This is a genomic window from Candidatus Tumulicola sp. (assembly GCA_035601835.1).
GTDB lineage: Bacteria > Vulcanimicrobiota > Vulcanimicrobiia > Eremiobacterales > Eremiobacteraceae > DATNNM01.
Genome location: DATNNM010000011.1, coordinates 1 through 23,934, shown reverse-complemented (window position 1 = coordinate 23,934; position 23,934 = coordinate 1). Strand labels below are relative to the sequence as shown.

The 23,934-nt window shown below is 64.6% G+C and carries 27 protein-coding genes; 13 read left to right on the top strand and 14 right to left on the bottom strand.

Going from position 1 to position 23,934, the window contains the following annotated elements:
- Positions 1-21: 21 nt before the first annotated feature.
- From coaE to VN934_04855, 6 genes are read right to left on the bottom strand one after another with little or no spacing between them, the layout of a single operon-like run.
- Positions 22-618 (bottom strand): dephospho-CoA kinase, encoded by a 597-nt coding sequence (coaE, locus tag VN934_04880; protein HXM18125.1) that lies wholly within the window; start codon positions 616-618, stop codon positions 22-24.
- Between the two features lie 44 nt (positions 619-662).
- Positions 663-1,835, bottom strand: a complete 1,173-nt coding sequence (locus VN934_04875) for a S1 RNA-binding domain-containing protein (protein ID HXM18124.1) — start codon at positions 1,833-1,835, stop codon at positions 663-665.
- 52 nt (positions 1,836-1,887) lie between these two features.
- Positions 1,888-2,688, bottom strand: a complete 801-nt coding sequence (mutM, locus tag VN934_04870) for a bifunctional DNA-formamidopyrimidine glycosylase/DNA-(apurinic or apyrimidinic site) lyase (protein ID HXM18123.1) — start codon at positions 2,686-2,688, stop codon at positions 1,888-1,890.
- A 10-nt stretch (positions 2,689-2,698) separates the two neighbouring features.
- Positions 2,699-5,428, bottom strand: a complete 2,730-nt coding sequence (gene polA / locus VN934_04865; GenBank protein ID HXM18122.1) for a DNA polymerase I — start codon at positions 5,426-5,428, stop codon at positions 2,699-2,701.
- A 22-nt stretch (positions 5,429-5,450) separates the two neighbouring features.
- The gene (locus VN934_04860; protein HXM18121.1) at positions 5,451-5,879 is read right to left on the bottom strand and encodes a hypothetical protein; all 429 of its coding nucleotides are present in this window, start codon (positions 5,877-5,879) and stop codon (positions 5,451-5,453) included.
- Between the two features lie 30 nt (positions 5,880-5,909).
- Complete coding sequence (locus VN934_04855; GenBank protein ID HXM18120.1) at positions 5,910-7,094, bottom strand: NAD(P)/FAD-dependent oxidoreductase; 1,185 nt, start codon at positions 7,092-7,094, stop codon at positions 5,910-5,912.
- A gap of 181 nt (positions 7,095-7,275) precedes the next feature.
- Here VN934_04855 and VN934_04850 point away from each other — a divergent pair, with 181 nt between their 5' ends.
- On the top strand, positions 7,276-7,662 hold the full coding sequence (locus tag VN934_04850) for a hypothetical protein (GenBank protein HXM18119.1): 387 nt from the start codon (positions 7,276-7,278) through the stop codon (positions 7,660-7,662).
- Position 7,663: 1 nt separating this feature from the next.
- On the opposite strand, the gene VN934_04845 is transcribed toward VN934_04850, so the two are convergent.
- Positions 7,664-8,848: an MFS transporter gene (locus VN934_04845; protein HXM18118.1), complete on the bottom strand. Its 1,185-nt coding sequence runs from the start codon at positions 8,846-8,848 to the stop codon at positions 7,664-7,666.
- 49 nt (positions 8,849-8,897) lie between these two features.
- Here VN934_04845 and VN934_04840 point away from each other — a divergent pair, with 49 nt between their 5' ends.
- Positions 8,898-9,629 carry a CPBP family intramembrane glutamic endopeptidase gene (locus VN934_04840; protein HXM18117.1) on the top strand — a complete coding sequence of 244 codons (732 nt, stop codon included), beginning with the start codon at positions 8,898-8,900 and terminating at the stop codon, positions 9,627-9,629.
- Here the strand turns inward: VN934_04840 and VN934_04835 are convergent.
- Entirely contained in the window at positions 9,556-10,353 is a 798-nt protein-coding gene (locus tag VN934_04835) for a M14 family metallocarboxypeptidase (GenBank protein ID HXM18116.1), read from the bottom strand. The genes VN934_04840 and VN934_04835 overlap by 74 nt on opposite strands.
- Before the next feature lie 57 nt (positions 10,354-10,410).
- On the opposite strand from VN934_04835, the gene VN934_04830 reads away from it, so the two are divergent.
- Positions 10,411-10,653 (top strand): 4Fe-4S dicluster domain-containing protein, encoded by a 243-nt coding sequence (locus VN934_04830; protein ID HXM18115.1) that lies wholly within the window; start codon positions 10,411-10,413, stop codon positions 10,651-10,653.
- Positions 10,654-10,723: 70 nt separating this feature from the next.
- Here the strand turns inward: VN934_04830 and VN934_04825 are convergent, their stop codons facing one another.
- Together VN934_04825 and VN934_04820 are read right to left on the bottom strand one after the other, a co-directional pair.
- Complete coding sequence (locus VN934_04825; GenBank protein HXM18114.1) at positions 10,724-12,424, bottom strand: cation acetate symporter; 1,701 nt, start codon at positions 12,422-12,424, stop codon at positions 10,724-10,726.
- The gene (locus VN934_04820) at positions 12,421-12,777 is read right to left on the bottom strand and encodes a DUF485 domain-containing protein (protein ID HXM18113.1); all 357 of its coding nucleotides are present in this window, start codon (positions 12,775-12,777) and stop codon (positions 12,421-12,423) included. The genes VN934_04825 and VN934_04820 overlap by 4 nt, the downstream gene beginning before the upstream one ends.
- 210 nt (positions 12,778-12,987) lie before the next feature.
- Between VN934_04820 and VN934_04815 the strand changes: the two genes are divergently transcribed.
- From VN934_04815 to VN934_04775, 9 genes are all read left to right on the top strand, one after another.
- Complete coding sequence (locus VN934_04815; protein HXM18112.1) at positions 12,988-14,907, top strand: bifunctional diguanylate cyclase/phosphodiesterase; 1,920 nt, start codon at positions 12,988-12,990, stop codon at positions 14,905-14,907.
- A 44-nt stretch (positions 14,908-14,951) separates the two neighbouring features.
- Positions 14,952-15,377: a PilZ domain-containing protein gene (locus VN934_04810; GenBank protein ID HXM18111.1), complete on the top strand. Its 426-nt coding sequence runs from the start codon at positions 14,952-14,954 to the stop codon at positions 15,375-15,377.
- A 27-nt stretch (positions 15,378-15,404) separates the two neighbouring features.
- Complete coding sequence (locus VN934_04805) at positions 15,405-16,004, top strand: phosphoribosyltransferase family protein (GenBank protein ID HXM18110.1); 600 nt, start codon at positions 15,405-15,407, stop codon at positions 16,002-16,004.
- Positions 16,001-16,651 carry an ABC transporter permease subunit gene (locus VN934_04800; GenBank protein ID HXM18109.1) on the top strand — a complete coding sequence of 217 codons (651 nt, stop codon included), beginning with the start codon at positions 16,001-16,003 and terminating at the stop codon, positions 16,649-16,651. Before VN934_04805 ends, VN934_04800 begins: the two co-directional genes overlap by 4 nt.
- On the top strand, positions 16,648-17,568 hold the full coding sequence (locus VN934_04795; protein ID HXM18108.1) for a glycine betaine ABC transporter substrate-binding protein: 921 nt from the start codon (positions 16,648-16,650) through the stop codon (positions 17,566-17,568). The genes VN934_04800 and VN934_04795 overlap by 4 nt, the downstream gene beginning before the upstream one ends.
- Positions 17,569-18,537, top strand: coding sequence for an ABC transporter ATP-binding protein (locus tag VN934_04790; protein HXM18107.1), 969 nt, complete (start codon positions 17,569-17,571; stop codon positions 18,535-18,537).
- A 1-nt stretch (position 18,538) separates the two neighbouring features.
- Positions 18,539-19,165, top strand: a complete 627-nt coding sequence (locus VN934_04785) for an ABC transporter permease subunit (GenBank protein ID HXM18106.1) — start codon at positions 18,539-18,541, stop codon at positions 19,163-19,165.
- 96 nt (positions 19,166-19,261) lie between these two features.
- Complete coding sequence (locus VN934_04780) at positions 19,262-19,558, top strand: metalloregulator ArsR/SmtB family transcription factor (protein ID HXM18105.1); 297 nt, start codon at positions 19,262-19,264, stop codon at positions 19,556-19,558.
- Positions 19,555-19,986: an ArsI/CadI family heavy metal resistance metalloenzyme gene (locus tag VN934_04775; protein ID HXM18104.1), complete on the top strand. Its 432-nt coding sequence runs from the start codon at positions 19,555-19,557 to the stop codon at positions 19,984-19,986. Before VN934_04780 ends, VN934_04775 begins: the two co-directional genes overlap by 4 nt.
- Here VN934_04775 and egtD read toward each other — a convergent pair whose 3' ends face one another.
- Together egtD and VN934_04765 are read right to left on the bottom strand one after the other, a co-directional pair.
- Positions 19,987-20,919, bottom strand: coding sequence for an L-histidine N(alpha)-methyltransferase (gene egtD / locus VN934_04770; protein ID HXM18103.1), 933 nt, complete (start codon positions 20,917-20,919; stop codon positions 19,987-19,989).
- A gap of 55 nt (positions 20,920-20,974) precedes the next feature.
- A complete protein-coding gene (locus VN934_04765; GenBank protein ID HXM18102.1) occupies positions 20,975-21,463 on the bottom strand; it encodes a nuclear transport factor 2 family protein in 489 nt (162 codons plus the stop codon).
- 80 nt (positions 21,464-21,543) lie between these two features.
- Here VN934_04765 and VN934_04760 point away from each other — a divergent pair, with 80 nt between their 5' ends.
- Positions 21,544-22,080 carry an O-acetyl-ADP-ribose deacetylase gene (locus VN934_04760; GenBank protein ID HXM18101.1) on the top strand — a complete coding sequence of 179 codons (537 nt, stop codon included), beginning with the start codon at positions 21,544-21,546 and terminating at the stop codon, positions 22,078-22,080.
- Here the strand turns inward: VN934_04760 and VN934_04755 are convergent.
- Together VN934_04755 and VN934_04750 are read right to left on the bottom strand one after the other, a co-directional pair.
- Positions 21,998-22,876 carry a 2Fe-2S iron-sulfur cluster-binding protein gene (locus VN934_04755; protein ID HXM18100.1) on the bottom strand — a complete coding sequence of 293 codons (879 nt, stop codon included), beginning with the start codon at positions 22,874-22,876 and terminating at the stop codon, positions 21,998-22,000. The genes VN934_04760 and VN934_04755 overlap by 83 nt on opposite strands.
- Positions 22,873-23,934: NADH-ubiquinone oxidoreductase-F iron-sulfur binding region domain-containing protein (locus VN934_04750; GenBank protein HXM18099.1), on the bottom strand; the 1,062-nt coding region annotated here is incomplete at its 5' end. The genes VN934_04750 and VN934_04755, both read right to left, overlap by 4 nt.

Genomic DNA, 23,934 nt, shown 5'->3' with positions numbered 1-23,934 from the left:
CCGCTTGTGAGTTTTCCGGGGCTAAAGCCCCGGCACTACAAGCAAGCGTTGCCATGCGGCGGCGACTTCGCGGTTGAGCGCTTTGACGTCGCCGTTGTTGCGCACCACGAGCGTGGCGCGGCGTTCGTATTCCGCGTCAGGCAACTGGGCCGACATCCGCGCATCGACGTCTTCGGGCGTGAGCCCGTCGCGCTCGGCGACGCGCGCCCGGCGGACCGCTGCGTCGGCCACCACGGCGACGACCGCATCGCAATTGCGCTCGAATCCGGATTCGAAGAGCAACGGCACGACGACCACGACCTTGGCGGACGGAGGGTAGCTCGCGATCTTCTTGAGCGTGCGCTTGAGGATGGCCGGATGCATGAGTTGGTTGAGGCGCGCGCGTTTGGCTTGGTCGGCAAAAACGATGCGGCCCAGAGCGTCGCGGAGCAGGCGCTCATCCGGACCGATCACACCGGGACCGAACTCCGCCTTGATCGCGTCCAGCACCGGGCTCGGGGGCTCGACGACTTCGCGCGCGATCGCATCCGTATCGATGACGGCGGCGCCGAGAGCGGCGAACATCGCCGCGACGGTTGATTTCCCCGCGCCGATGCCGCCAGTGAGACCGATGATCATGTCATTTCCGGGGCTAAAGCCCCGGCACTACACTGGCGCGTGTATTATGCGGGCTCGGCGGCGGGGGCTTCGTCGGCGGGCGCTTCCTCTGCGGGGGCTTCGATCTGCGCCGTCACGGTGGCGGCTTCCGGCGTCTGTTCGTCCTGCGGCGCTGCCTTGTTCACGCTCGCATTGATGCGGCGCGAGGCTGCGTTGATGGACAGCACCTTCACGTTGAGCGTTTCGCCGATGGCGGGCACTTTCGCCGGATCGAATTCCGACTTCGGCACCATGCCGGTCACGCCGGGAAGGATCTCCACCAGGAGATAGTTCGCGGTCGACTTGATGAGCGTGGCGGGGACGATGACGCCGTCCTGGAGCGAATCCGGCACGTTCTTCCATGGATCCTCAAGCGAGTGCTTGAGCGAGAGGCTGACCTTGCGCGCTTCCGAGTCGAACTTCATGATCTCGACTTGCACCTTGTCGCCGATCTGCACGACTTCGCTCGGATGCTTGATGCGCGCCCACGACAGCTCGCTGTTGTGGATCAGACCATCTACGCCGCCGAGATCGACGAACGCACCGAAATCGGCGAGACGCACCACCGTGCCCTCGCGGATCTGACCGGGCTGCAGCGTCGAGAGCAGCTCTTGCTTCTTCTGATTGAGCTCTTCCTCGAGCACGACGCGCTGCGACAGCACGACGCGCCGGCGCTTGTGATCGAGATCGATCACTTTCAAGCGCAGCGTCTTGCCGACCAGCTCTTCGAGGTTGCCGACGGGATGGCGCCGGATCTGCGACGCGGGCACGAAGCCGCGCATGCCCAGATCGACCAGCACGCCGCCCTTGACGACCTGCGTCACGGTGGCGGTGATGGCGTCGTTACGCTCGTGCGCTTCCAGAACTTTTTCCCAGGTCTTCAACGCGCGCGCGCGGCGCTCGGAAAGATACATCGCGCCGTCGCCGTCGCCGTCGATCCGGTGGACGAGCACTTCGAGCGTGCCTCCGACCGGAAGATCCGCGATGCGCATGCCGGGCGACAGTTCGCGCTGGCTCACGATGCCCTCGGACTTGCCGCCGATGTCCACGAGCAGCTCGTCGTGGGTCTTGGCGACGATGACGCCGGTGAGCACTTGGCCTTCATCGAGCGTCCGCAGGCTCTCTTCATAGAGCCGCTGCTCGAGCGCGAATTCGTCCTCCGCTTCCTTGGTGGGCGCGATCGCAGGTGTGTCAGTCATTAACAAACGATAACCTCAGGGTTCTCCCCATGTATTTGTCTAGAAGAATGGATTATTGCTGGCAGGTAGGGCAGTAGAACGTGCCCCGTTGCGCGAGAACAACTCGCCGTATCGGCGTTCGACAGCGCCGGCACGGCAGACCACCACGCCCGTAGACTGCCAATTGCTTCTGAAAGCCGCCCGGCATTCCTTCCGCATCGAGGTAGTCGTCCACGCTGGAACCCCGATGCTGTATGGCTTTGCGCATGACTTTGCGCAAGCTTGCAAGGAGTTGCGCGCGCTCCGATACGCTCAAACTCCGAGCTCGGCGGCGCGGCCGAATGCGGGCGGCGAACAGCGCCTCGCAGGCGTAGATGTTGCCGATGCCGGAGAGAAAACGCTGGTCCAGCAGCCACGTCTTGATCGGGGTGGCGCGCTTGCGGACCAGCCCGGCGAACACGCTCGCGCTCAAAGCCGGGTCAAACGGGTCGATGCCGATGCCCAACGCGCGGCTCGGGTCGCCTTCGATGACGCGCCATCTCCCGAACTTGCGCGCGTCCGAGAAAACCAGCACCCCACCGTCCTCGAACCGGAGGGTGAGGCGCGTGTGCGGATCTGCGGCCGGCGGATCCACGATCAACCTGCCCGTCATGCGCAGGTGGATGGCGACGCTGCGGCCGCTTCCCAGGCTGAGGATGACGAACTTTCCAAGCCGCCGGACGTCGCTGATGGTGTCGCCGACGAGCAGCTGTTCGGAAACGCCGCGTTGGTCGATGCTGCGCTGCCACGCGACCTCGATCGCGGCGATGCGGCGCCGCAACACTTTGTGGCGCAGCCCACGGGCGATGGTTTCGACTTCGGGAAGTTCGGGCATCGAAAAGAGGTCAGGCCGGCTCGACTTCGCCCCAATTGGCGCCGACTTTGCAGTCGACCACCAACGGAACGCTCACCTGGATCGCATCCGCCATGATCGATCGGACGATATCGCGCACTTCCGGCACGCTCGCGGGGGCGACGTCGAAGATCAGCTCGTCATGCACCTGCAGCACCATGCGCGCCGGCGTCTTGCACTCGTCGAAGCGGCGCGCGATCCGCACCATGGCGAGTTTGATGAGGTCCGCCGCGCTGCCTTGCAGCGGCGCGTTGATCGCCATGCGCTCCGCCGCGGCGCGCAAGCCGTGGTTGCTCGAGTGCAGATCGGGAAGCAGCCGGCGCCGCCCCAGCAGCGTCGTCACGTAACCCTGCTCGCGCGCGCGCTCGAGCGATTCGTCGATGTACGTCTTGACCCGCGGAAAGCGCGCGAAGTACGCGCTGATGAAATCCTTGGCTTCGGCGCGCGAAAAGCCGACGCTTTGCGCGAGCCCGGTCGGACCCTGACCGTAGAGAATGCCGAAGTTCACGGCTTTGGCGCGGCGGCGCATCTCCGCGTCGACGCCGGCCTCCGCCGGCACGTTGAAGACCGCGCGCGCCGCGAACTCGTGGATGTCCTCGCCCGCGGCGAACGCGGCGATCAGATTCGGGTCGCCCGAGAGATGAGCGAATAAGCGCAGCTCGATCTGCGAGTAGTCTGCGGCGAGCAGCACGTTGCCGGGCGTCGGCGCTAGAAATGCGCGCCGCACTTCGCGGCCGGCCGCGCTGCGGATCGGGATGTTCTGCAGATTTGGATCCGAACTCGAGAGACGGCCGGTGGCTGCCCCCAGTTGATGCAGCGTCGTGTGCAGCCGGCCCGTCGCGGGGTCCAAGAGCGCGGGCAGGGCGTCCACGTACGTCGATTTGAGTTTTGCGACCTCACGGTACTCCAGTACTCGCGCCGCGATTTCGTGCTCGAGCGCCAACGGAGCCAGCACTTCGATGCCCGTCGCGTAACCGGTCTTCGTCTTGTAGCCGCTCGGCAGCCCGAGCTTCTCGAAGAGCACCTCGCCCAGCGCCTTGGGCGAGTTGATGTTGAACTCAGCGCCCGCGAGCCGGTAGACGGCGGCGCTCGTTTCGGCGATGATGCGGTCCAGATTTGCGCGGATGCGCGATAGCTCGGCCAGGTCGAGCCTGAATCCGACTTGCTCGATTTCGGCGAGCACCTCGACGAGCGGCATTTCGACGTCGCGCATGAGCCCATCCATGCCCGCGTCTCGCAGGCGCTGTTCGAGGGCCGGATAAAGGCGCAGGATCGCATCGGCGGCGGATGCTTGCGCGCCTGTGACCTGTGGGCCGGCGTCGAACAGTCCTAGACTTTGCGTGGGCCGTTCGAAAGGCGCGTGGACGATGGCGCCGTCGAGCGCCGCGATGGTTTCGGCGATCGCCGGCTCGCTGCGCGTGAAATCCAACAACCCGGCTGCGAGTCCGGCGTCGAAGATCAGGTTGTTGAGGCGCAAGCCGTGGGAGCCGAGCCAGCCGGTCAGCGGCTTGCCGGCATGAGCGACCTTTCCGACGCGCGGGTCGCTCAACAGCGCCGCGAATGCTTCGCGCACCGCAGGTTCGTCGAGCGCGCTGCTCGCGGGAAACGCGACCGCGACACCTGGTTCCCACGCCAGCGCAAAGGCGATCGGCGAAGGATCGCGCCACGAAACCAGTTCGGGCAGGCTCGTCAACGCCACCGTGCCCGCGTTGCGCGCACGCCCGATCGCGTCGATCACGTCCTGCGGAGCTTGAAGGAAGCGGTAGTCGGTGGCGACCGTCGCCGTATTTTGTAGCAACGGACCTTGTGGCGACGGACCTTTAGGTCCGTTGTTCTCGCTCTTCTCGGACCGCTCGTCGTACTGCGACATCAGCGAACGGAAGCCAAGCTCGCGGAAGAGCGCGTTGAGCTTGTCGGCGTCGGGGCCGCGGAATTCGGCATCGGGCCATGTCAGGGCGATCGGTAGGTCGCGTTTTGCGATCGAGACGTCGCGGCAGCGGCGCGCCTGATCGGCATAGCGCACCAGCAGATCTGCAACCCGCTTCGGCGTGACCGCCTCGGTGTTCGCGAGCAGCGCGTCGAGCGAGCCGAACTGCGCGAGGAGCTTGGCGGCCGTTTTTTCCCCTATACCCGGCACCCCGGGCAGATTGTCCGATGGATCGCCCTTGAGACCGCGATAGTCGGGTAGCTGCGCCGGCTCGAGCCCGAAGCGTTCCTTGACCGCGGCGATGTCGTAACGCAGCATGTCGCTGATGCCGCGCCGGGGCATCACCACCGTGCAATGTTCGTCGACCAGCTGCAGCAAGTCGAGGTCGCCGGACACGATGACCGAGCGCAGCCGGTCGGCCGACGCGCGCGTCGCAAGCGTTGCGATGCAGTCGTCGGCCTCTTCGCCCGGGATCTCGACGATCGGAATGCGATAGGCTTCGAGCAGGCGCCTCACCAGCGGGAACTGCGAGGACAGATCGTCCGGCATTTCCGGACGATGCGCCTTGTATTCGGGGGCGATGGAAAGGCGTTCAGCGGGGATCCCCGCGTCGAAGCAGGCCGCGGCGTGCGTCGGGCGTTCCTGCATGATGATGCGCGCGAGCATGCGCTCGAAGCCGTAGGCGGCGTTGACGGCCGAGCCCGCTGGTGACGTCAACGGCGGCAACGCGAAGAACGCGCGATAGACCAGCGCGTAGACGTCGAGGAGCAGCAGGGTGCGGCCGCCTTCGTTCATGACTGGAGACGGCGCGTCCGCGTTATAGGCGGTAGACGAGGCGCGCCGACGTCATGACGACGGGAACGCGGAAGCCGATCGCGACGTCGATGCTTTTCCCGGACTCGAGGCTCGTATTGGGCATCGCCGGGACGTTGATGTCGCCCCCGGACAACGCATAGTACGTCGCTTGTGTGCTTTGGTCGATGAGCGCGAACTTGCTCGTCTGGATGACTTGCTCGTTGACGTCGTTGTTGGTATAGGTCGCGTGCACGACGATGATCTGACTGTCGATCCCGCTCCCGGCCTGGCTGGCGAAATGGTCGATCGTATGGATGGAAAACGCTTTGGGTTCCGCCGTGATGAAGTTGTTGTTGTTCGAATCGGACGTCACCGGGCATCCGGCTATGCCGACGGCGGCGAGGGCGACGCAGACAAACGCCGCGGCGCCGCGGGCGGGGTTCGTAGGCATGAAAGAACGTCTCCAACTGAAGTGCCGGGACTAATACCCCCGGGAGCTCAAACCATATGCTTCCGGCCCGCGGGCGCGGCGTCCTGTGATTTCGGGAAAGGAACCGCGGCCGAAGAAAATATGCTCGGCAAGAGGGCGCAACGGCCATGCGCGCAGCGCCGCGCAAGCGATGTCGAGCGCGAGGGGATCGCGTAGCGCGCTCAGCGCCTTGCGCATCCAGCGCCGCGCGAAGAAGCGCGCGCGAAAGCGCGCCCCATCATAATCTTGCAGGGGCTGGTCATCATCCGCTTGCATGCGAAACGCGATCGCGTTCGCCGCGTGCTCCGAGAGGCGCAAACACGCGTCGAGGCCGCCCGCCGTCAACGGCGACGGCGCGCCGGCGGCGTCGCCCACGAGCAAGCCTCGTCGATTCGCGATGCGAGCCAGCACGCCGCCAACCGGAATACGGCCCCCACGCCTCTCCACAAGGCGGGCATGCGCAAGGTCGACGAGACCCGTGATCGTCCGATGAAACGCGGCGAGCGCCGCTTGCGGATCGAAGCGCCGCGCGTCGCCGCCGACCCCGATGTGCGCCTGCACGCCATCGTGAACTACCCAGGCCAAATAGCCCGGCGCAAGCACAGGATCGAGGAAACAGTGCAGCGTCGGCGGCACCGCGACCGGCACGCCGTCGAAGACCTCCTCCAAACCCACGATCCACTCGCGGTTCGAGTCCAACCCGAGGTCGCGCGCCACGGCGGACATCGCGCCATCCGCGCCGACCACGTAGCGCGCCTTCAATATAAATGTAGCGTTCCGAGCGTCAGCTCGGAATTTCTGCAGGCGCACCGAACTCCGCGCACCTTCCGCGTCGATGCCGCAATAGCGCATGCGCGGCATCCATGTGACGCCCAAGCGCAGACATTCGTCGAGCATGCGTTCGTACAATCCGCGCATGTCGCCGACGCGAAACTCATCGTACCGGCTGCGCAGCGCTAACGGCTTGCGCGAGGGCGAGTACACGATGACGTCTCGGATCGGTGGGCCGAGGCAGACCAGCGGCAGTGCGAAGTCTTCAAGCGTGCGGCGGACGAAGATGCCGGTCGTGTGCACCGTGGACCATGGCGTCTGCTTCTTGTCGGCAAGCGCCACGCGCAGCCCACGGCGCGCGAGTGTCCTCGCGCACTGCAAGCCGGCGAGTCCGGCTCCGATGACGGCCACATCATAGCTCTCCATCAGCGCTCCCTAGATCAAGGCCTCTCACCCTATACTTTGCCGCGCAAAGTCATGGCTTCGTTTAACTTTGCCCTGCAAAGTACCTTGTGAGGCGCCGCCGCTTTTCGGGTGTTCGTGTCCAGGACCACTCGTGTGAGCGCCGCTCAGACGGGTATAATATCTCCAGAGGTGGGAGGCACCGATGGCGCGCAGCAATGCCGTTCGTCTGAGTTTCGCGATTGGCGGACTCGCCGCTTGGTGTTGTGCGGCAGCCACGCCGCTTGCTGCCGCCGCCGATGATGCTCAAGCGCTGACGACGCTCAATCAGCGCCTCGTGGACATAGCGGCCACGAACAACCCGAGCAACCGAGCGCAGCCGATTTCACCCGCTGCGGCGCCGCGCACCCCGCCCACCGCTCAAAAACCCGGTAAACCGTTCAAGCCGTTTCCCGGCCTTGTCGATCGCTTCAATCAAGTGGACCGGTTCATGCACTTGAGAAGCGCGGACGGCAACCTCGACGCGAACCTGTGGGGCGCGTTCGCCGGCGGCCGCGGCATGAGCGTCAAATATCACATCGTACTGCGCTAGGCTAAAGCCCAGGCGCTACATGCCCTGGGATGGCGCTTTCTCGTCCGCGCGGCTCGGTGACGCGCAGCGGCAGCGTTAACACGAATCCCGCGCCGGCTATTCCCACGAGCGACCACAATACGGTGGCAAGCCCGAACAGGTCCGCAACCCGGCCAAGGAGCGCCACGCCGAGCCCGCCGAGGCCTGTGGTGAAGCCGATCATGAGCGCGGAGGCGAGCGCCAGCCGATTGGGCATGAAGTCTTGTCCGAGCAGTAACGTGATCGTGAACGTACCGATGAGGCACGCTCCCGAAAGCGCGAGCGCGGCGATGCCGATCGGTCCGGGCATCAGGATGTAGACGGCCAACAGGGGCGCGACGAGCGCCAAACTCACCAGCATCGTGACGCGTTTTCCAAAGCGATCGGCGATCGGTGCGGCGACAAGCGTGCCTGCTGCGCCCGAGCCGAGCAACAGGGACAAGAGCAAGCCGTTTTCCCCGGGGGCGCGATGCAGCACGTTCACCGCGTAGAGCGGCACGAATGTCAAGAGCCCGCCGTAGACGACCGAGCGGGCGGCGACGATCGAGACGAGCAACGTCATCGCGCCTGGGCGCGACCGCCCAGGTTCTTGGGCCCGACGCTGGTCGTGCGCAGCGTTCGCGCGCGCGATGGCCGGCATCACCGCCGCGACGGCGGCCGCCGCCACGATTCCAGGGATGACCATGATCCACGTGCCGCGGATGCCCAGGGCGGCGACGATTGCGATGATGGTGATCGGCCCAAGCGCGAAGCCTATGTTGCCGCCGACCGAAAAAAGCGCCATGCCGGTCGCGCGGCGCTGCCCCACGACGTAGGACGCCGACTTGGACGCTTCAGGATGGTAGATCGCCGAACCGATGCCGGAAACCGCGACCGCGACAAGGAGCGCTCCGTACGTCGGCGCGAGGCCGACGAACGCGAATCCCGCTACGGCGAGCAGCACGCCCAGCGGCAGCAGATAACGGGCGGCCGCCTTGTCCGAAGCCAGACCGAACACGGGCTGAACGATCGATGACGTGATGTTCGAAGTGGCGATGATCGCCGCCACCAGCAAATACGAGAGATGAAATTCGGCTTGCAGCAGGGGCAAGATGGCGGGGATGGCCCCTCCCGTGACGTCGACGGCGAGGTGCCCGATGCTTAATATGACGAGCGGTATACGCTTCACTGAGTTGTAGAGAGGACTTTCTCCACGACGGCTGGGACGCATGTGCGCCGTGCCATTGTCATTGACGGATTTGTCGCACCTTTCCCGCCCGGCGCTGCTCCTGCTCGGCGCGCTTGCTTTGCTCTTGATCGCGCTCCCCATCAGCAGTGCGCTGCTCGGGAGGCGTATCCACTCGCTCGCGGCAACGCCGCGCGCCAAACACATCCGCTACGCGCGTTCGATGTTGACCGTGTGGCTTATCGCGCTCACGGCGGTCTACGCGTTGAAGCTTCACGGACAAACGCCGGCCGACGTCGGGCTCGTGCCTCCGCGCTTCCCGCTCGAGTGGCTCGCCGGACTCGTGGTGGTCGCTGGACTGGCGTTGAGTTCGATGCGCCGCGAAACCGTCGATGCGGCATACGCTCAAGCCATGCGGCGCGTGATTCCGCTCACGACCGCAGACTGGATCTGGTTTGTCCCCGTCGCAGCGACGGCCGGGCTCTGCGAAGAATTTTTGTACCGAGGGTACGCGCTGAACGTCGTCGCGCAGCTGACCGGCCAAGTCTTCTACGGCTTCGTGCTCTCGACCATCGCATTCGGTTTGGCGCATGCGTATCAGGGCATTCGAGGCATCGTCGGCACGGCGATCATCGGAGCGCTGTTCGCAGCCATCTACCTTCTTACCGGATCGCTGTGGCCGAGCATCATCGGCCACTTCGCGCAAGACATCATCGGCGCGTATCTGCTCGGTCGCCGGCTCCCGCCCGAGCCAGCGCCGTCACCGCCGTCGCCAGCGTCATGAGGTGCATGGCGACGCGCGAGGGCATCGGCATGGCCGCCGGTGTCTCGGGATTGAGCGTGTGGTCGCAATGGCGATCGAAGAGATAGATCGACAAAAACCCGACCGTTTCCGATACTTGTTCCTCGGCCGGCTCGACGCAGCCGCCGATAAGCCTGCGACCCTCGATCGAATCGGAATCTTGGATCGGCATCCCGAGGGCGGCGATGCGTGAGACGATCCGCGGCCCGAGGCGCGCGCGCTCTGCGCGCACGTGCTCGTATAAATAGAAGCCGCGCGCATCGCTGTCTTCGTGCAGGTCGAGAGCCAACGCGAAACGCTGCCCGGCCAAGCGTTGGCGGACCAACTCGGTTTCTATCGGCGCCGGTTCCTGGCCGAACGTGCGGTTGAGATCGAAGCCGACGTCGTTGCGCCGGCTGCCTGCGATGTAGCCGCTCGGGTTGAGGCAGGGAAAAACCGTCAGTCCGACTGCGCCATCGTTGCCGTCGCTTTGCTCGAGATGGCGGACGATCGCCTCGACCCCGGCCGGCTCGTCACCGTGGATGCCCGCCGACACGCAGACTTGCACCGCTCGTTCCGGTCCGCAGCGCACGACGAAGAACGGGAGCGCATAGCCGCCGCGCCGCAACACGTCGAGCACTTCCAGCGTGAAACCTTCGCGTCTTCCAATGGCGTCCAGCCGCCTGATGAGAGCCGTATACCGGCCGATGGATGGCGCCGATTCCACGCTGCGCGGTTCAACGTGGGGTAGGTTCGCTCCCGGCAGTGCCCGAATAGCAGCGAAGTGACCTACGTTATCGCCCAACCCTGCATCGGCGTGAAGGACAAGTCGTGCATCGACGTGTGCCCGGTCGACTGTATCCACGGCACCGACGAAGACCCGATGCTCTATATCGATCCCACCACGTGTATCGACTGCGGCGCGTGCGTCGCGGCCTGCCCGGTGACCGCCATCTACAATGAGACCGAAGTGCCGGAGCAGTGGAAAGAATACACGAAGATCAACGCCGACTATTTCAACAAGTAGATCCCAAAAAAAAGGCCGGGGCTAAAGCCCCGGCACTCATGTAGCCACGGATCTCTAGATCCGTGTTGTTTTATACCTCGGCGCCCAAGCCCGTATTGGCTCGCACTCTGAGCTCCGGATAGGTCGATTCCGCGGCCGTGTCGTGCGTCAGCAGCGCCGCCAAAACGGCGACGATGAAGCCGAGCGGCACCGACACGATCGCCGGATTATCGAGCGGGAAGAGCGCCTTGGCCTGGATGATATGTTTCACCGTAGCGCCTTCCGGATCGATGCCCATCACCGCCGGGCTGAGGACGATCAGCACCAGCGATGAGATGAGTCCGGTGAGCATGCCCGCGACCATGCCGGCCTTGTTGAAATGACGCCAGAACAACGTCAGGATCAGTGACGGCACGTTCGCGCTCGCGGCGACGGCGAACGCCAACCCGACGAGAAACGCGACGTTGAGGGATTTCAACGCCAGTGCAAGCACGATCGCGAGCGCACCCACCGCCGCAGCGGTGATGCGCGCCACCAACACTTGCTCCTTCTCGTCCTCCACGCCGTGTTTGACCACGTTGAACCAAACGTCGTGGGCAAAGGCCGAAGAGGCGGCTATGGTCAGCCCCGCTACGACTGCGAGAATGGTGGCGAATGCCACCGCCGCGATCAGCGCGAGGAAGAAGTCACCGCCGAGCTGCCCGGCCAGCAATGGACCCGCCAGGTTGTTGTTGGGTGTCTTGACGATGTAGCCTTTGGTAGTGAGCTGTTCTTGCAGTTTGGTCGCTTCATCCGCTTTGCCGGCCTGCTGCAGTGAGGCGATGTACGTCGTGGCCGCGGCCCCGGTGACGTGTACGCCGATATTGCCTTTGCCGACGAGCGTCGCGGCGCCAAAGCCCAAGAACGTGGTCATGAGGTAGAACGCGCCGATGAGCACGGTCGCCCACACCACCGACGTCCGCGCAGCCTGCGCATTCGGCACGGTGTAGAAGCGGACGAGGATATGCGGTAGCCCCGCCGTGCCGAAGATGAGCGCGATGCCAAGGGAGATGAGACCAAGCGCACCCCACTTGCCATTGTAAAGCAGCCCGGGCTGCGTGAAGTCCTTCGTGGCGACGACGTTGCCCGCAGCATCCTTCACGGTGCCGTGCACGTTCGCGATGGCCGCGAAGAACTCGGTCATCGAGAAATGGAAGTGCGCCAACACCATGAACGACAACACGATGGTCGAGCCCATGAGGAGGACGGCCTTCACGATTTGCACCCATGTGGTGGCAAGCATGCCGCCGAAGATGACGTACACGAGCATCAAAACGCCCACGACCACGATGGCGGTTTGGAAGCTGATCTGCGGTACGAGCAGACTCACCAGCGAGCCTGCACCGACCATCTGCGCGATCATGTAGAAGATGCTGACCGCGAGCGTCGAGAGCGCCGCGATCGCGCGGATGTGATTGTCTTGCAGCCGAAACGCCAGCACGTCCGCCATGGTGAACTTGCCGGTGTTGCGCAGCGGCTCCGCGACCAACAGCAGCACGGTCAAGTACGCCACGAGCCAACCCACCGAGTACATGAAACCGTCGTACCCGTAGAACGCGATGAGACCCGCGATGCCGAGGAAGGAAGCGGCAGACATGTAGTCGCCGGCGACCGCCCAGCCGTTCTGGAAGCCGGTGATCTGACGGTCGGCCGTCATGAACTCCGCCTTCGTGCGGTTGTGGCTCGAAGCCCAAAAGGTGATGCCGAGCGTGATCGCGATGAAGATGATGAAGAGGATGAGTGGGGTGCTCACGCGCGGCCTCCTTTGACTTTGGCGATGATCGCCGCAGCCTGCACATCCCATTTTTTCGCCTGCCCGACGTAAAGCCCGGTGACGACCCACGTCATGACGAATTGCGACAGCGCGAACAGATACGCGACGTTGATGTCGCCGATGACTTTCGTCTCCATCGCCGTCGGGAAATAGCCGACGAGGACGGGCAGCGAGAAGTAATAGACGATGAAGAAAATCGTCGCGGGGATGATGAACGCCATCTTCTGCTTATAGAGCGCTTGGAAATCAGGATCCCCTTCGAGTCTCTGCCATTCGCTCTCCGTGAGCTGATGCGCGGAGCCGGGCGATGGCCGTGCGATTGTGCCTTCCACTAGGTAGCCCTCCTCCAACAAATGCCCTCGAGCGACGGACCATCGGGCCGTGCTCGGGAGGCCGCCCCTTTTCCGCACGGCGGGCGCTCCGCTCCCCTGAACGGGACGAAGGCCGCCTAACGGCTAACGTCGCCGTTGAGGGGCACCGATGACCTCAGAGTAAGCCCTTGCCGGATGGACCTCGCGCGCCCTCGGGGATAGCAGCTGAAGTTGGATGACGTAACGGGTCGGCTCAAAGGCCGTTTTGCGCGCTTTTTAAGTCTTGTGACCGGCGACCGCGCCAAGCCGGTCGAAGCGCCGCAAGCAGCCCAACCTGGCCCCGCGCCGGAGACGGCCTCTTTGGCGCTCGCGCTCGAGCCGCCGGTGGTCGGAGATGACGAACTCGAAGCGGCCCTTAGCCAAGGGCGCATTCGCACGTTGTTCCAGCCCATCGTCTCGCTCGCCGACGGCAGCGTTTTCGGCTACGAGGCCTTGTCGCGTGGGCCGATCGGTACCCGGCTGGAAAGCGCCGAGGCCCTGTTCTCCGCCGCTCAAGCCACGGGCGCGACCAGGCGGCTGGAGCGGGTGTGCCGGCACCACACGATCGTGGGCACAGCCAATCTTCCCGCAGGCTGCTACCTGTTCTTGAACGTCAGCCCGCGCGTGCTCGACGAACACGACCCGGGATTGGCGCGCGAGATCGGAGAGAACAGCCGGCTTGCGCCGGAGCGCGTCGTCCTGGAGATCACGGAGAAGCAGGCGATCGCCGATTTCGACGTGCTCAAGCGGACGTTGCTGCATTTTTACCGCCAGGGTTTCAAGGTGGCGATCGACGACGCGGGCGCCGGGCACTCGAGCCTGCGCGCCGTCACCGAGGTGCGGCCGCATTTCATCAAACTCGACATCGCGCTCGTGCGCGACATCGACCGTGACCGGGCCAAGAACGCACTCGTTTCGGCGATCATCATCTTCGCGCGCCGCATCGACGCCAAGGTGCTCGCCGAGGGGATCGAGACGGTGGACGAACTCGCGACGCTCATCGAGATCGGTGTCGATCACGGCCAGGGCTTTCTGCTCGGCCGGCCGGCCGGAGGCTTCACCGAGCCGAAGGCCGAGATCGCGGCGTTCATCCGCGAGCGCTCGACTTCCACGCGCACCATGCCCATGCCGAAGCGCATGGCGATCAGCACGATCACGCGGCGTGCGCCCGCGCTCATGGCGACGGCCTACACGAGCGAGGTGCTTGAGATCTTCGATCGCAATAACGACCTGGACAGCGTGGTGCTCACCGAGTACGGCGCGCCGGTCGGACTCGTCAGCCGCACCAAACTCTACGAGCGTCTGGCGCATCAATTCGGCTATTCGGTTTACGCAAAGCGCCCGGTGCGCTTGGTCATGGACGACTCCTACCTGTCCGTGGACGCGAAAGACTCGATCGATGATGTCGCTCGCAAAGTCACGCACCGCCGGCGCACCGAGATGTACGACGAGATCGTCGTGCTCGAAAACGGCGTGTATTCAGGGGTCGTCTCCGTACGGGATTTGCTGCACACCATGACCGAATTTCAGGCCTCCGTGCAGCGTTTCACCAATCCGCTCACCGGGTTGCCCGGGCGTGTGCCGTTGCAGCAAGAGGTGGACCGACGCTGCGCGACCGCCACCCCGTACGGCCTGCTGCACGTGGATCTCAACAATTTTCGAGCGTACAACGAACGCCACGGGTTTACTCGGGGAGACGAGGTCATCGCGTTGCTCGCCGACGTGCTGGTCAGCACGGCCCGCGACGAGGATGGCCCGCAGGCCATGGTGGGTCACCTCGGCGGGGTGAACTTCTTGGTGCTCTGCAACGCGCATTCGGCTGAGGTGATCGGCCGAGCTGCGATGGAACGGTTCGATCGCAGGTCGGCGGCGCTCCACGTATCCAGGGAAACGCCGGCGCTGGGCGACGCGCGGTCGTCGTCGCCCCAGGTGACCCTATCGATCGCGGGGATAACCGCAACCCAACCGCCGCTGTCGACGTTCGCAAGCCTGGCCGCCCGGGCGACCCGCTACAAGCGGCTGGCCCGCAGCTCCGGCAGGAGCGCTTTCGTGCTCGATGGCAGGCTTGTCACGGGCCTTCTTGACACGTCGGTGAGCGCGCCGTATCATTGAAAGCAGTGACGGCCGTCACGCCGTCCCGCAGGGGTGCCACATATATGTCTCTGTTTGGCTCGTTGCTGTCCGCGTTTAAGCGTCCTTCCGGTTCGGCCGACAGGGCTAGGCCTAGGCTTGCCCCGCGCTTGCCGATGGACGAGCCGATCAAGCTCAGGCTCATCGGCGGGGCCTTGTTGCCGGCGGTGCTCGAGGACCTTTCAGCCGGCGGCGCTTGCATCCGCACTCACGCCAAGCTGCGCTTAGCAGACCAAGTGAGTGTTTCCATGCTCCTTGGGCCCAATCTCAGGTTCGAGCTCCTGGGACGCGTCGTCTACGCTCACCAGGGCGCGCGCGGTTTCCACGCGCGTTACGGCGTGCGCTTCATCTCGATCAGCGAGACCGAGCGTAACCGCGTCGGCACGTATGTCTCCGAACAGCGGCGCGGCCGCCAATACGGCGTCACGGCATTCTCAAAAGAAGCGGGATAGACGTTTCCCGATAGGCGATCGGCCGGGATCCTCCTCGCGACCAGACTAACCGGCGAGAAGGATCCCGTTGTTTTTGGCATTGCCCGCGGCGGTGTCGCGGTCGCCGCGCCGGTGGCTGCGTCCCTGCAGGCGCCCTTGGACGTGATCGTCATCCGCAAGATCGGTCATCCGCTCCAGCCCGAGTTGGCGCTCGGCGCCGCCTCTTCGCACGGCGACGTGGTGTTCACCGAATACGCTCGAGAGCTCGGAGAAGAGGAGCTGCGGGCGCGAGCCGCCGAGCAAGTCCAGCGCGCGCGCGAGCTGGAGTCTCGCGTGCGGGGCACGGCGCCGCTCCTCGACATCGAAGCCCGCAATGTCATCCTCGTCGACGACGGCATCGCTACCAGCGCGACGATGCTTTGCGCGGTCGCGGAGGCTCGCCGGCGAGGGGCCGCGCGGGTCGTGTGCGCCGTGCCGGTCGCGCCGGCAGACTACCTCGATCAGTTCCGGGCGAACTGCGACGAGTTCGTGGTGTTGATCGCGGCGCGCGACTGGCATTTCGCCGTCGGGCGCCACTACGCGGACTTTCGCGAAGTCACGGACGAAGAGGTGCGCGCCTTGCTTCAAGGGGAACGTGGTGCGGCGTGAATCCGGTCGCCGCAGCTTGGTCCTACGCGCTCGCTAATCAGCACGCTCTAGCCGCCGGAGCCGGCAGGCATCTCGGACTGAGCGCGGCGGCACTCGGAGTCGCGGCGCTGTTGTGCATCCCGCTCGGGGTATGGACCGCGCGACATCGCGCAGGCGCGACGATCATCGGTGTGGTGACGGCGCTGCGTTCGGTGCCGAGTCTGGCCGTGCTCGCGCTCATGCTGCCGCTGCTCGGTCTTGGTTTTGCGCCGGCGCTCGTGGCATTGGTGCTCCTTGCGATTCCGCCCATCCTCATCAACACCGACATCGGGTACCGTTCCGTTGACCGCGCCGCGATCGAGGCCGCGGTGGGCATGGGCATGCGTCCCGCGCAGGTGCTGCGTCGAGTTGAAACACCGCTCGCCGCGCCGGTGATCGTGACCGGCCTGCGCACCGCCGCCGTCGAGGTCATCGCGTCGGCGACCTTAGCCGCGTTCATCGGAGGCGGCGGGCTGGGCGATCTCATCGTCGGCGGTTTGGAAAACGATAACGGCGGTGAACTTCTCTTAGGCGCAGCCTGCGTGGCGCTCCTCGCGCTCGCGGCCGAGGCCCTTTTTTCCGGATTAGGGCGTTTGCTTTCTGCGCCATCCCTGCGAGAACAAACATGACGCTTTCGAAAATCTCACGCCGCGAGGCGCTCGCGACGATGGCCGGCTTGGCGCTGCTGCCGGCGTGCTCGAGCCGAACGGGTAACACCGGCGGACCTGCCGTGAAGATCGGATCGAAGAATTTCACCGAGGAGCTGATCCTGGGCGAGCTGTACGCGAGGCTGCTCGAGTCGGGCGGGATGCCCGTCGAGCGCAAGTTGAACTTGGGAAGCACGCAGATCGCCATGGGCGCACTGGCGCGCGGCGAGATCGATCTCTATCCCGAGTATACGGGCACCGCGCTGCTCGTCGTTTTGAAGCGCGCGCCGTTGCACGACCGTAAGGCGGTCTTCGATCTCGTGAAGAGCGAATACGAACGCCGCTTCAAACTCACGTGGCTCGACGCGGCGCCGATGAACGATACTCAGGCCTTGGCGACCACGCAAGCCGTCTCCGCGAAGTACGCGCTGCGCACGCTTACGGATTGCTCGCGCCTTGCGCCACAACTGCGCTTGGGCGCGGTCCACGAGTTCATCGAGCGGCCGGATGGTTTGCCGGGCCTGCAGCGCGCGTACGGCGGCTTTGCGTTCAAAAGCGTGCAGACGGTGGACATCGGATTGAAATATAAAGCGCTGCTCAACGGCGATGTCGACGTCGTGCTGGCGTTCGGCACCGACGGGCAGATCGACGCCGACCATCTGGTCGTCCTGGACGATGACAAACACTTCTTCCCGCCGTATCCGGTGGCGCCGGTGGTGCGTGAAGACGCACTGACGCGGTTTCCTAAGCTTGCGCCGACTCTGAACCGTCTGGCGCCGCTGCTCACCGACTCGGTCATGCGCCATTTGAATTGGCGCGTGGACGGCAACAAGGAAGAGCCGGCCGACGTCGCCGCCGACTTCCTGAACCGATCGAAAGCCCGGCTCGTCTCGACCTAGATGGCACAGTCCCAGCCGGCGATCGTTTTCGAACACGTCGTCAAGGAGTACGAGGACGGGACGCGCGCCGTGGACGACGTCTCGCTCGAGATTCCCCACGGCGCCTTCGCCGTCATCGTCGGCCCCTCGGGATGCGGCAAGACCACGCTGCTCAAGACGGTGAACCGGTTGTACGAGCCGACGTCGGGCCGCGTGCTGGTCGACGGACAGGACGCGCTGGCCGTCGATCCCGTGCTCCTGCGCCGAGGCATCGGCTACGTGATCCAACAGGTCGGCCTGTTTCCGCACATGACGGTCGCGGAGAATATCGGCGTGGTGCCTTCTCTTGTCGGATGGGATGCGCTGCGCACCGCTCAGCGCGTCGACGAGTTGCTGGCGCTCGTCCACTTGGAGCCGAACCAGTACCGCGCCCGCTATCCGGCGCAGCTCTCAGGTGGACAGCAGCAGCGCGTGGGTCTGGCGCGCGCGCTTGCGGTGGACCCAGCCATCCTGTTGATGGACGAGCCGTTCGGTGCGATCGACGCGATCGAGCGCGAGCGCTTGCAGGACGAACTATGCGCGCTCCAAGCACGCTTGCACAAGACGGTGCTCTTCGTGACGCATGACGTCGAAGAAGCCCTCAAGCTGGCGGACCTCTTGATCGTGATGCGCGCGGGCCGCATCGAACAGGCCGGCACGCCTCTCGAAGTTCTGACTGGACCGGCCAATGTGTTCGTCGGAGCGTTGGTCAACGCCGATGACGTGCTGCGGCGCTTCAGCCTCATGCCGGTGGAGCGCGCGATGGGCGCCGCCTCGGACGGCGCCTCCTCCGGCTATAAGATCCTCGCCGGTCGCACGCTGCGCGACGCGTTGGCGACGATGGTCAGCGCCGGCGTCGATTCGCTGCAAGTGGTCGATGCCGCAGGTGCGCCGCTGGGCACCATCACGCTTGCCGATTTGCGCCGCGCCGCGCGGCCGGCGACGAAGTAGCATGCACTATCTCGTTTCGCACTTCGACGTCGTGGCGCGCGCGCTCGGACAGCATCTCGTGCTTTCGTTCGCGGCGCTCGGGGTGGCTTTGATCATCGCCATCCCGCTCGGCGTTTTGGTCGCGCGGCGGCGCTGGCTGCGCCTGCCGGTGTACGGCGTGCTGGGCGTCATCTACACGATCCCGAGCTTGGCGCTGCTCGCGCTGCTCATCCCGCTCGAAGGGCTTGGTTTTCGGACCGCGCTGACCGCCTTGGCCGCCTACGCGCAAATGATCTTGGTCCGCAACATCGCAACCGGCCTCGACGGCGTGGATCGCGCCGTCATCGAAGCGGCGCGCGGCATGGGCATGAGCGCGTGGCAAGTCTTCTGGTCCGTGGAGCGGCCGCTGGCGATGCCCGTGGCGCTGGGCGGCGTGCGCGTGGCGATCATCTCCATCATCGGCATCGCGAATGTGGCGGCGTGGATCAATGCGGGTGGGCTGGGAACGCTCGTGCTCGGCGGGATCCAAAGCGACAATCCGGACAAAGCGGTCGCCGGGGCGCTCATGTCCGCTGCATTGGCGCTCGCCGCCGATTTCGCGCTGCGCCTCGCGGAGCGCCGCTACCGCCGCCACCTCGCGATCGCCTGACCTTTCATCGCCTTCCCTGACTATATTGACATCTGTCGATAAAACGGGTAATATCGAAATATGTCGATGCAACGAAGTTGCCCTCGGGCACCGCAGGTGCGCGAGAGCTTTGAAGAGCAGGCGGACCTGCTGCGTGCGGTCGCCGACCCGTATCGTCTCAAGATACTGGCGATGTTGTCGCGCGCCGAGTGTGAGGTCTGTGTCTGCGACTGTACGGACGCGCTTCCGTTGAATCAGCCGACCGTCTCGTATCATTTGCGATTGCTGCGTGAAGCCGGCTTGGTGGATTGCGAACGCCGGGGGACTTGGGTCTACTACCGGCTCACGCGCGGAGCGCGCAAGAGGCTGGAGGATGCGCTGGCATCGGCGTTTCGGATCGGAGTGGCAGCATGAAAACCCATCTCAACTTGGCGACGAAGGACATCCCCAAGAGCGTCGCGTTTTACGCGACGCTGCTCAATGCGACGCCGGCGAAGGTTCTGGATGATTACGCGCTCTTCGTGACCGAGAACCCTGGACTCGAGTTGGCTCTGGACCTGAGCAAGACCGTCGCACCGGGCCATGACGTGCACTACGGGATATTCGTCGAGTCGACGGATGAGGTCGATCGTGCGCTCGACCGTCTCTCAGCCGCGGGCCTCGCGACGTCGGTTGAGCGCGAGGAGACCTGCTGCTACGCGAATCAGACCAAGGTTTGGGCGACAGACCCGGAAGGCCGGCGCTGGGAGATCTATACGGTCCACGCCGACACGGAAGAACGGAACGACGATTCGACGTCGTGCTGCTCGGCAGGCGACGAAGATCCCTGTTGCGTCGGGTAGTTAGACGGCGCGCAGGAGATTGCTGCTGAAGTTGTCGGCGGAGTCGTTCCACGAGCGGCTGACTTCGAAGCCGGTGTCGCGGGCCAGGCGTTCGATCTGCTGCGGCACATACTTGTAGGATGATTCCGTATGGATCGTCTCGCCCTTCTCAAACGCAAAGCTCTCGCCGACGGCGTCGATCGCGATCTCTTGTTTCCGGTCGCTCGTCAAGTGCATCTCGACGCGGCTTTCGGCGTCATTGAACCAGGCGCGGTGCGACCAGGCCGCAAGATCGAAATGCCCGCCAAGTTCGCGATTGATGCGCAGCAGCAGATTCTTGTTGAACGCTGCGGTGACGCCGAGCGTATCGTTGTAAGCGCGTTCGACGATTTCGCGATCCTTGCGCAGGTCGACGCCGACCAGCAACGTGTCACCTGGTCGCAGCGCGTGGCGCACGGCGAGCATCGTCTTGCGCGCTTCGGGCGGCTCGAAGTTGCCGATGTTGGAGCCGAGGAACAACACGAGCCGTCGGGCCACGCCGTTCGGCGAGAGCTTGGTGAGCCCGTCGAAGTAGTCGGTCGTCAGCGCGTCGACCGTGATGTTCGGGTATTCATGATTGAGCGCGGCCACGGTCTCTTCGACCGCAGATGCGGAGATGTCGATCGGGCGGTAGCGCAACGTGGGTTGGCGGCGCAGCGCTGCGTCGAGGAGAAGCCGCGTTTTGACGGCCGTGCCGCTGCCGAGCTCGACGATCTCCATCGTGCCTCCGACGGCGTCGATGATCTCTTGGGCATGGCTTTGCAGAATCGCCGCTTCGGCACGGGTGAGATAATATTCGGGCAAACGGCAAATAACCTCGAACAGTGCGGAGCCGAGGTCATCGTACAGGTATTTGGTCGGAAGGGTCTTCGGCCGGGCTGTCAGCCCGGCTTTGACCTCGTCCGCAAAGCTCATCGCGGCTGGTTTACGCCCTCCCTGCATGGACCCCGCCGCTCCCGGGACGTGGTTTCTATCTGGTGGTTACAGGAGGCGGTTGGGGCATGATGCTCGCGATACGCCACCCATCGCCGGTGCGTATGGCGCTTGCCTGCAGGATCGACTGTGTGGTGATCGGATCGCCGTTTGCCTCACCGGTCTTGAATTCGACCGGAACGGTGAACTGGGCGCGTCCGGGGCTGATGATCTTGATGTCGAGGCCGGAATAGTCGGGCGAAAGACGCCACATGCCTTGGTACAGAGCATTGAAGCGGGTCACCGCTTCATCGTGTCCGCGGATGAGCGCGTCCGGTACTTGCATTTGGAAGTCGGGCGAGTTCCACAAAAGCGCACCGGTGACGTCGAGATTGTGTGCGTTTTGCGCATCCACGAATCGCGCGATCAGCGCGCGCACTTCTTGCCAACTTTTCGGCGGATCCGTGTCGGCTCGGGCGGTCAACATGCCGAGGCCCTGCGTGGCGATGCAGGCGACAACGGCGCAGAGCAATGTTAATCTTTTCATGCGTGTAGTATACCCGGTTGCGGCTTTGGTCAACCGCCGCGCGGGGCTTGAGCCGGCTCAAGCGAACACCTGTGCAAGAGATGAAGATCGGGAATGCCGGCATCGAGTTCGTGCGAGGCGACATCACGGACGTGACAGCCGATGCCATCGTGAACGCCGCTAATTCGCGGCTAGCCGGCGGCGGGGGTGTCGACGGCGCGATCCATCGCATCGGAGGACCATCGATCACGCAAGAATGCAGCGCGATCGGCGGATGCCCAACCGGCGGCGCGGTCGCGACCGGCGCTGGAGACCTGAAGGCCCGTTACGTCATCCACGCCGTCGCGCCGGTGTACTCGGGGCTTCCCAAAGATGCTCTGCTGCTCGCTTCAGCCTATGCAATGGCCTTGAGCATCGCCGAGGAACGAGGCTTGCAGTCGATCGCCTTCCCCTCGTTGGGAACAGGCGCGTACCGGTATCCGATCGACGAAGCGGCCGCGATCGCGCTGCGCACAGTGGCGGATCACCTGCGTTCCGGCAGCTCGATCGAGCGTGTCACGTTCGTTCTTTTTTCGGACGCGGATCTGGAGTCGTATCGCCGCGCGGCTGGACGAATCGCCAGCCAAAACGCCCCTTGATGCATAGGTGACCGCTCGTCACGTCGTTGTCGGTCGGTGACGTCACTTTGACGATCTCGCCGTCTTGCGCGTGCACGGTCAGGACGCAGCCCACGCCGCAGTAAGCGCAGACCGTGTCGGTTTTCTCCTGGCGCGCTTCATCCCACTGGCCGGCCTTTCGCATCTCGTGCTCGGTCGTGAACATCAACGCGCCGGTCGGGCAGACACCGATGCAGTTGCCGCAATACACGCACGCGGAGTCCGGCAACGGTCGCGCGTACTCGGTCGAGATATGCGCGTCGAAGCCGCGCCCTGCGACCGCGATCGCAAACGTGTTTTGCGCGTCCGTGCCGCACGCTTCGACGCACTTATAGCACAAGATGCACTTGGCGTAGTCGCGCACGTAGAGTTCGTTGTCCACGGTGACCGGCTGCGCGGTCGTGCGCACCCGTTCCCCATAGCGCTCTGGTTTTGCGGCGTAGCGTCGCACGTATCGCTGCATATCGCCCGCTAGCGAGACGTCGACCGACGAAGCCAGGAATTCCAGCACCATTTTACGGCTTGTGCGCACGCGCTCGCTGTCGGTGCGGACCTTCATCCCGTTCTCGGCCTTGCGCGAGCACGCCGGGACGAGCGTCCTCGACCCTTCGAGCTCGACGACGCACACGCGGCACGCGTTGACCGGCGTGAGACTCTCGAGGTAGCACAACGTCGGGGTGTCGATGCCGCTGGCGCGGCAGGCTTCAAGGATCGTCGATCCGTGCGGCACGGTGACTGGGGCGCCGTCGATTTCGAAGGTGACGTCGACGGCGCTCATCTGCGCGCGGTACCATCGAACAACGCGAACTTCGCGAGCGCCGACTCGACAGCGCTCGACGCCGTCTGGCCCAGACCGCAGATCGAAGCGTCGCGCATGACTTGCCCGATCTCCCCAAGCAGTCCCAATGCGCCGTCCCGAGCGGAGCTCGGAGTCCCGCCCGCAGCAAGCCGATGCAACAACTCTTCTTGCCGCACGGTCCCGACGCGGCACGGCACGCATTGCCCGCAGGACTCATCGCGGAAGAACTTGGCGATCCGCAGCACCGCTTTTCGCAGGTCAGCGCTTTCGTTGAAAACGACGACGACGCCCGAACCGAGCGTGGCGTGCGCCGCACGCGCGCCTTCGAAGCTCAAGGACATGTCGAGTTCGTCGGGCTTCAGGAACGTGCCGGCGGCGCCGCCCAAGAGCACGGCTTGCACGGAACGGCCGCGCACGCCGCCGGCCGATTCGATGAGGCGCCGCAGCGTGATCCCGAATTCCGCTTCATAGAGCCCGGGGCGCGCGACGTCGCCGGAAACGCAAAACAATCTCGTGCCCGAGGATTCAGGCGTGCCGAACGAGCGGAATGCTTGCGCCCCCTCAAGCACGATGTCGAGCGCGTTGACCAGCGTCTCGACGTTGTTCACGATGGTCGGCTTGCCGAAAAGGCCGCGCTGCACCGGGAAAGGCGGCTTGTTGCGCGGTTCGCCGCGATAGCCCTCAATCGAGTTGAACAATGCGGTCTCTTCACCGCAGATATACGCTCCGGCGCCCCGGCGAATTTCAATGTTGAATTGCAGGCCGCCGCCAAGAATGTTGTCGCCGAGGAACCCGTTTTCATTGGCCGACTCGATGGCGAGTCGCATCCGCTCGGCCGCCAGCGGGTATTCTCCGCGCAGGTAGATATAACCTTGCCGCGCTCCGGTCACGAAGCCGGCAATCGTCATGCCTTCAAGAACAGCGAAGGGATCGCCTTCCATGAGGATGCGGTCCTTGAAGGTGCCGGGCTCGGATTCGTCGGCATTGCAGACGACGTAGTGCGCGCGAGCAGAGTCCGTTTGCAACAGATGACGCTG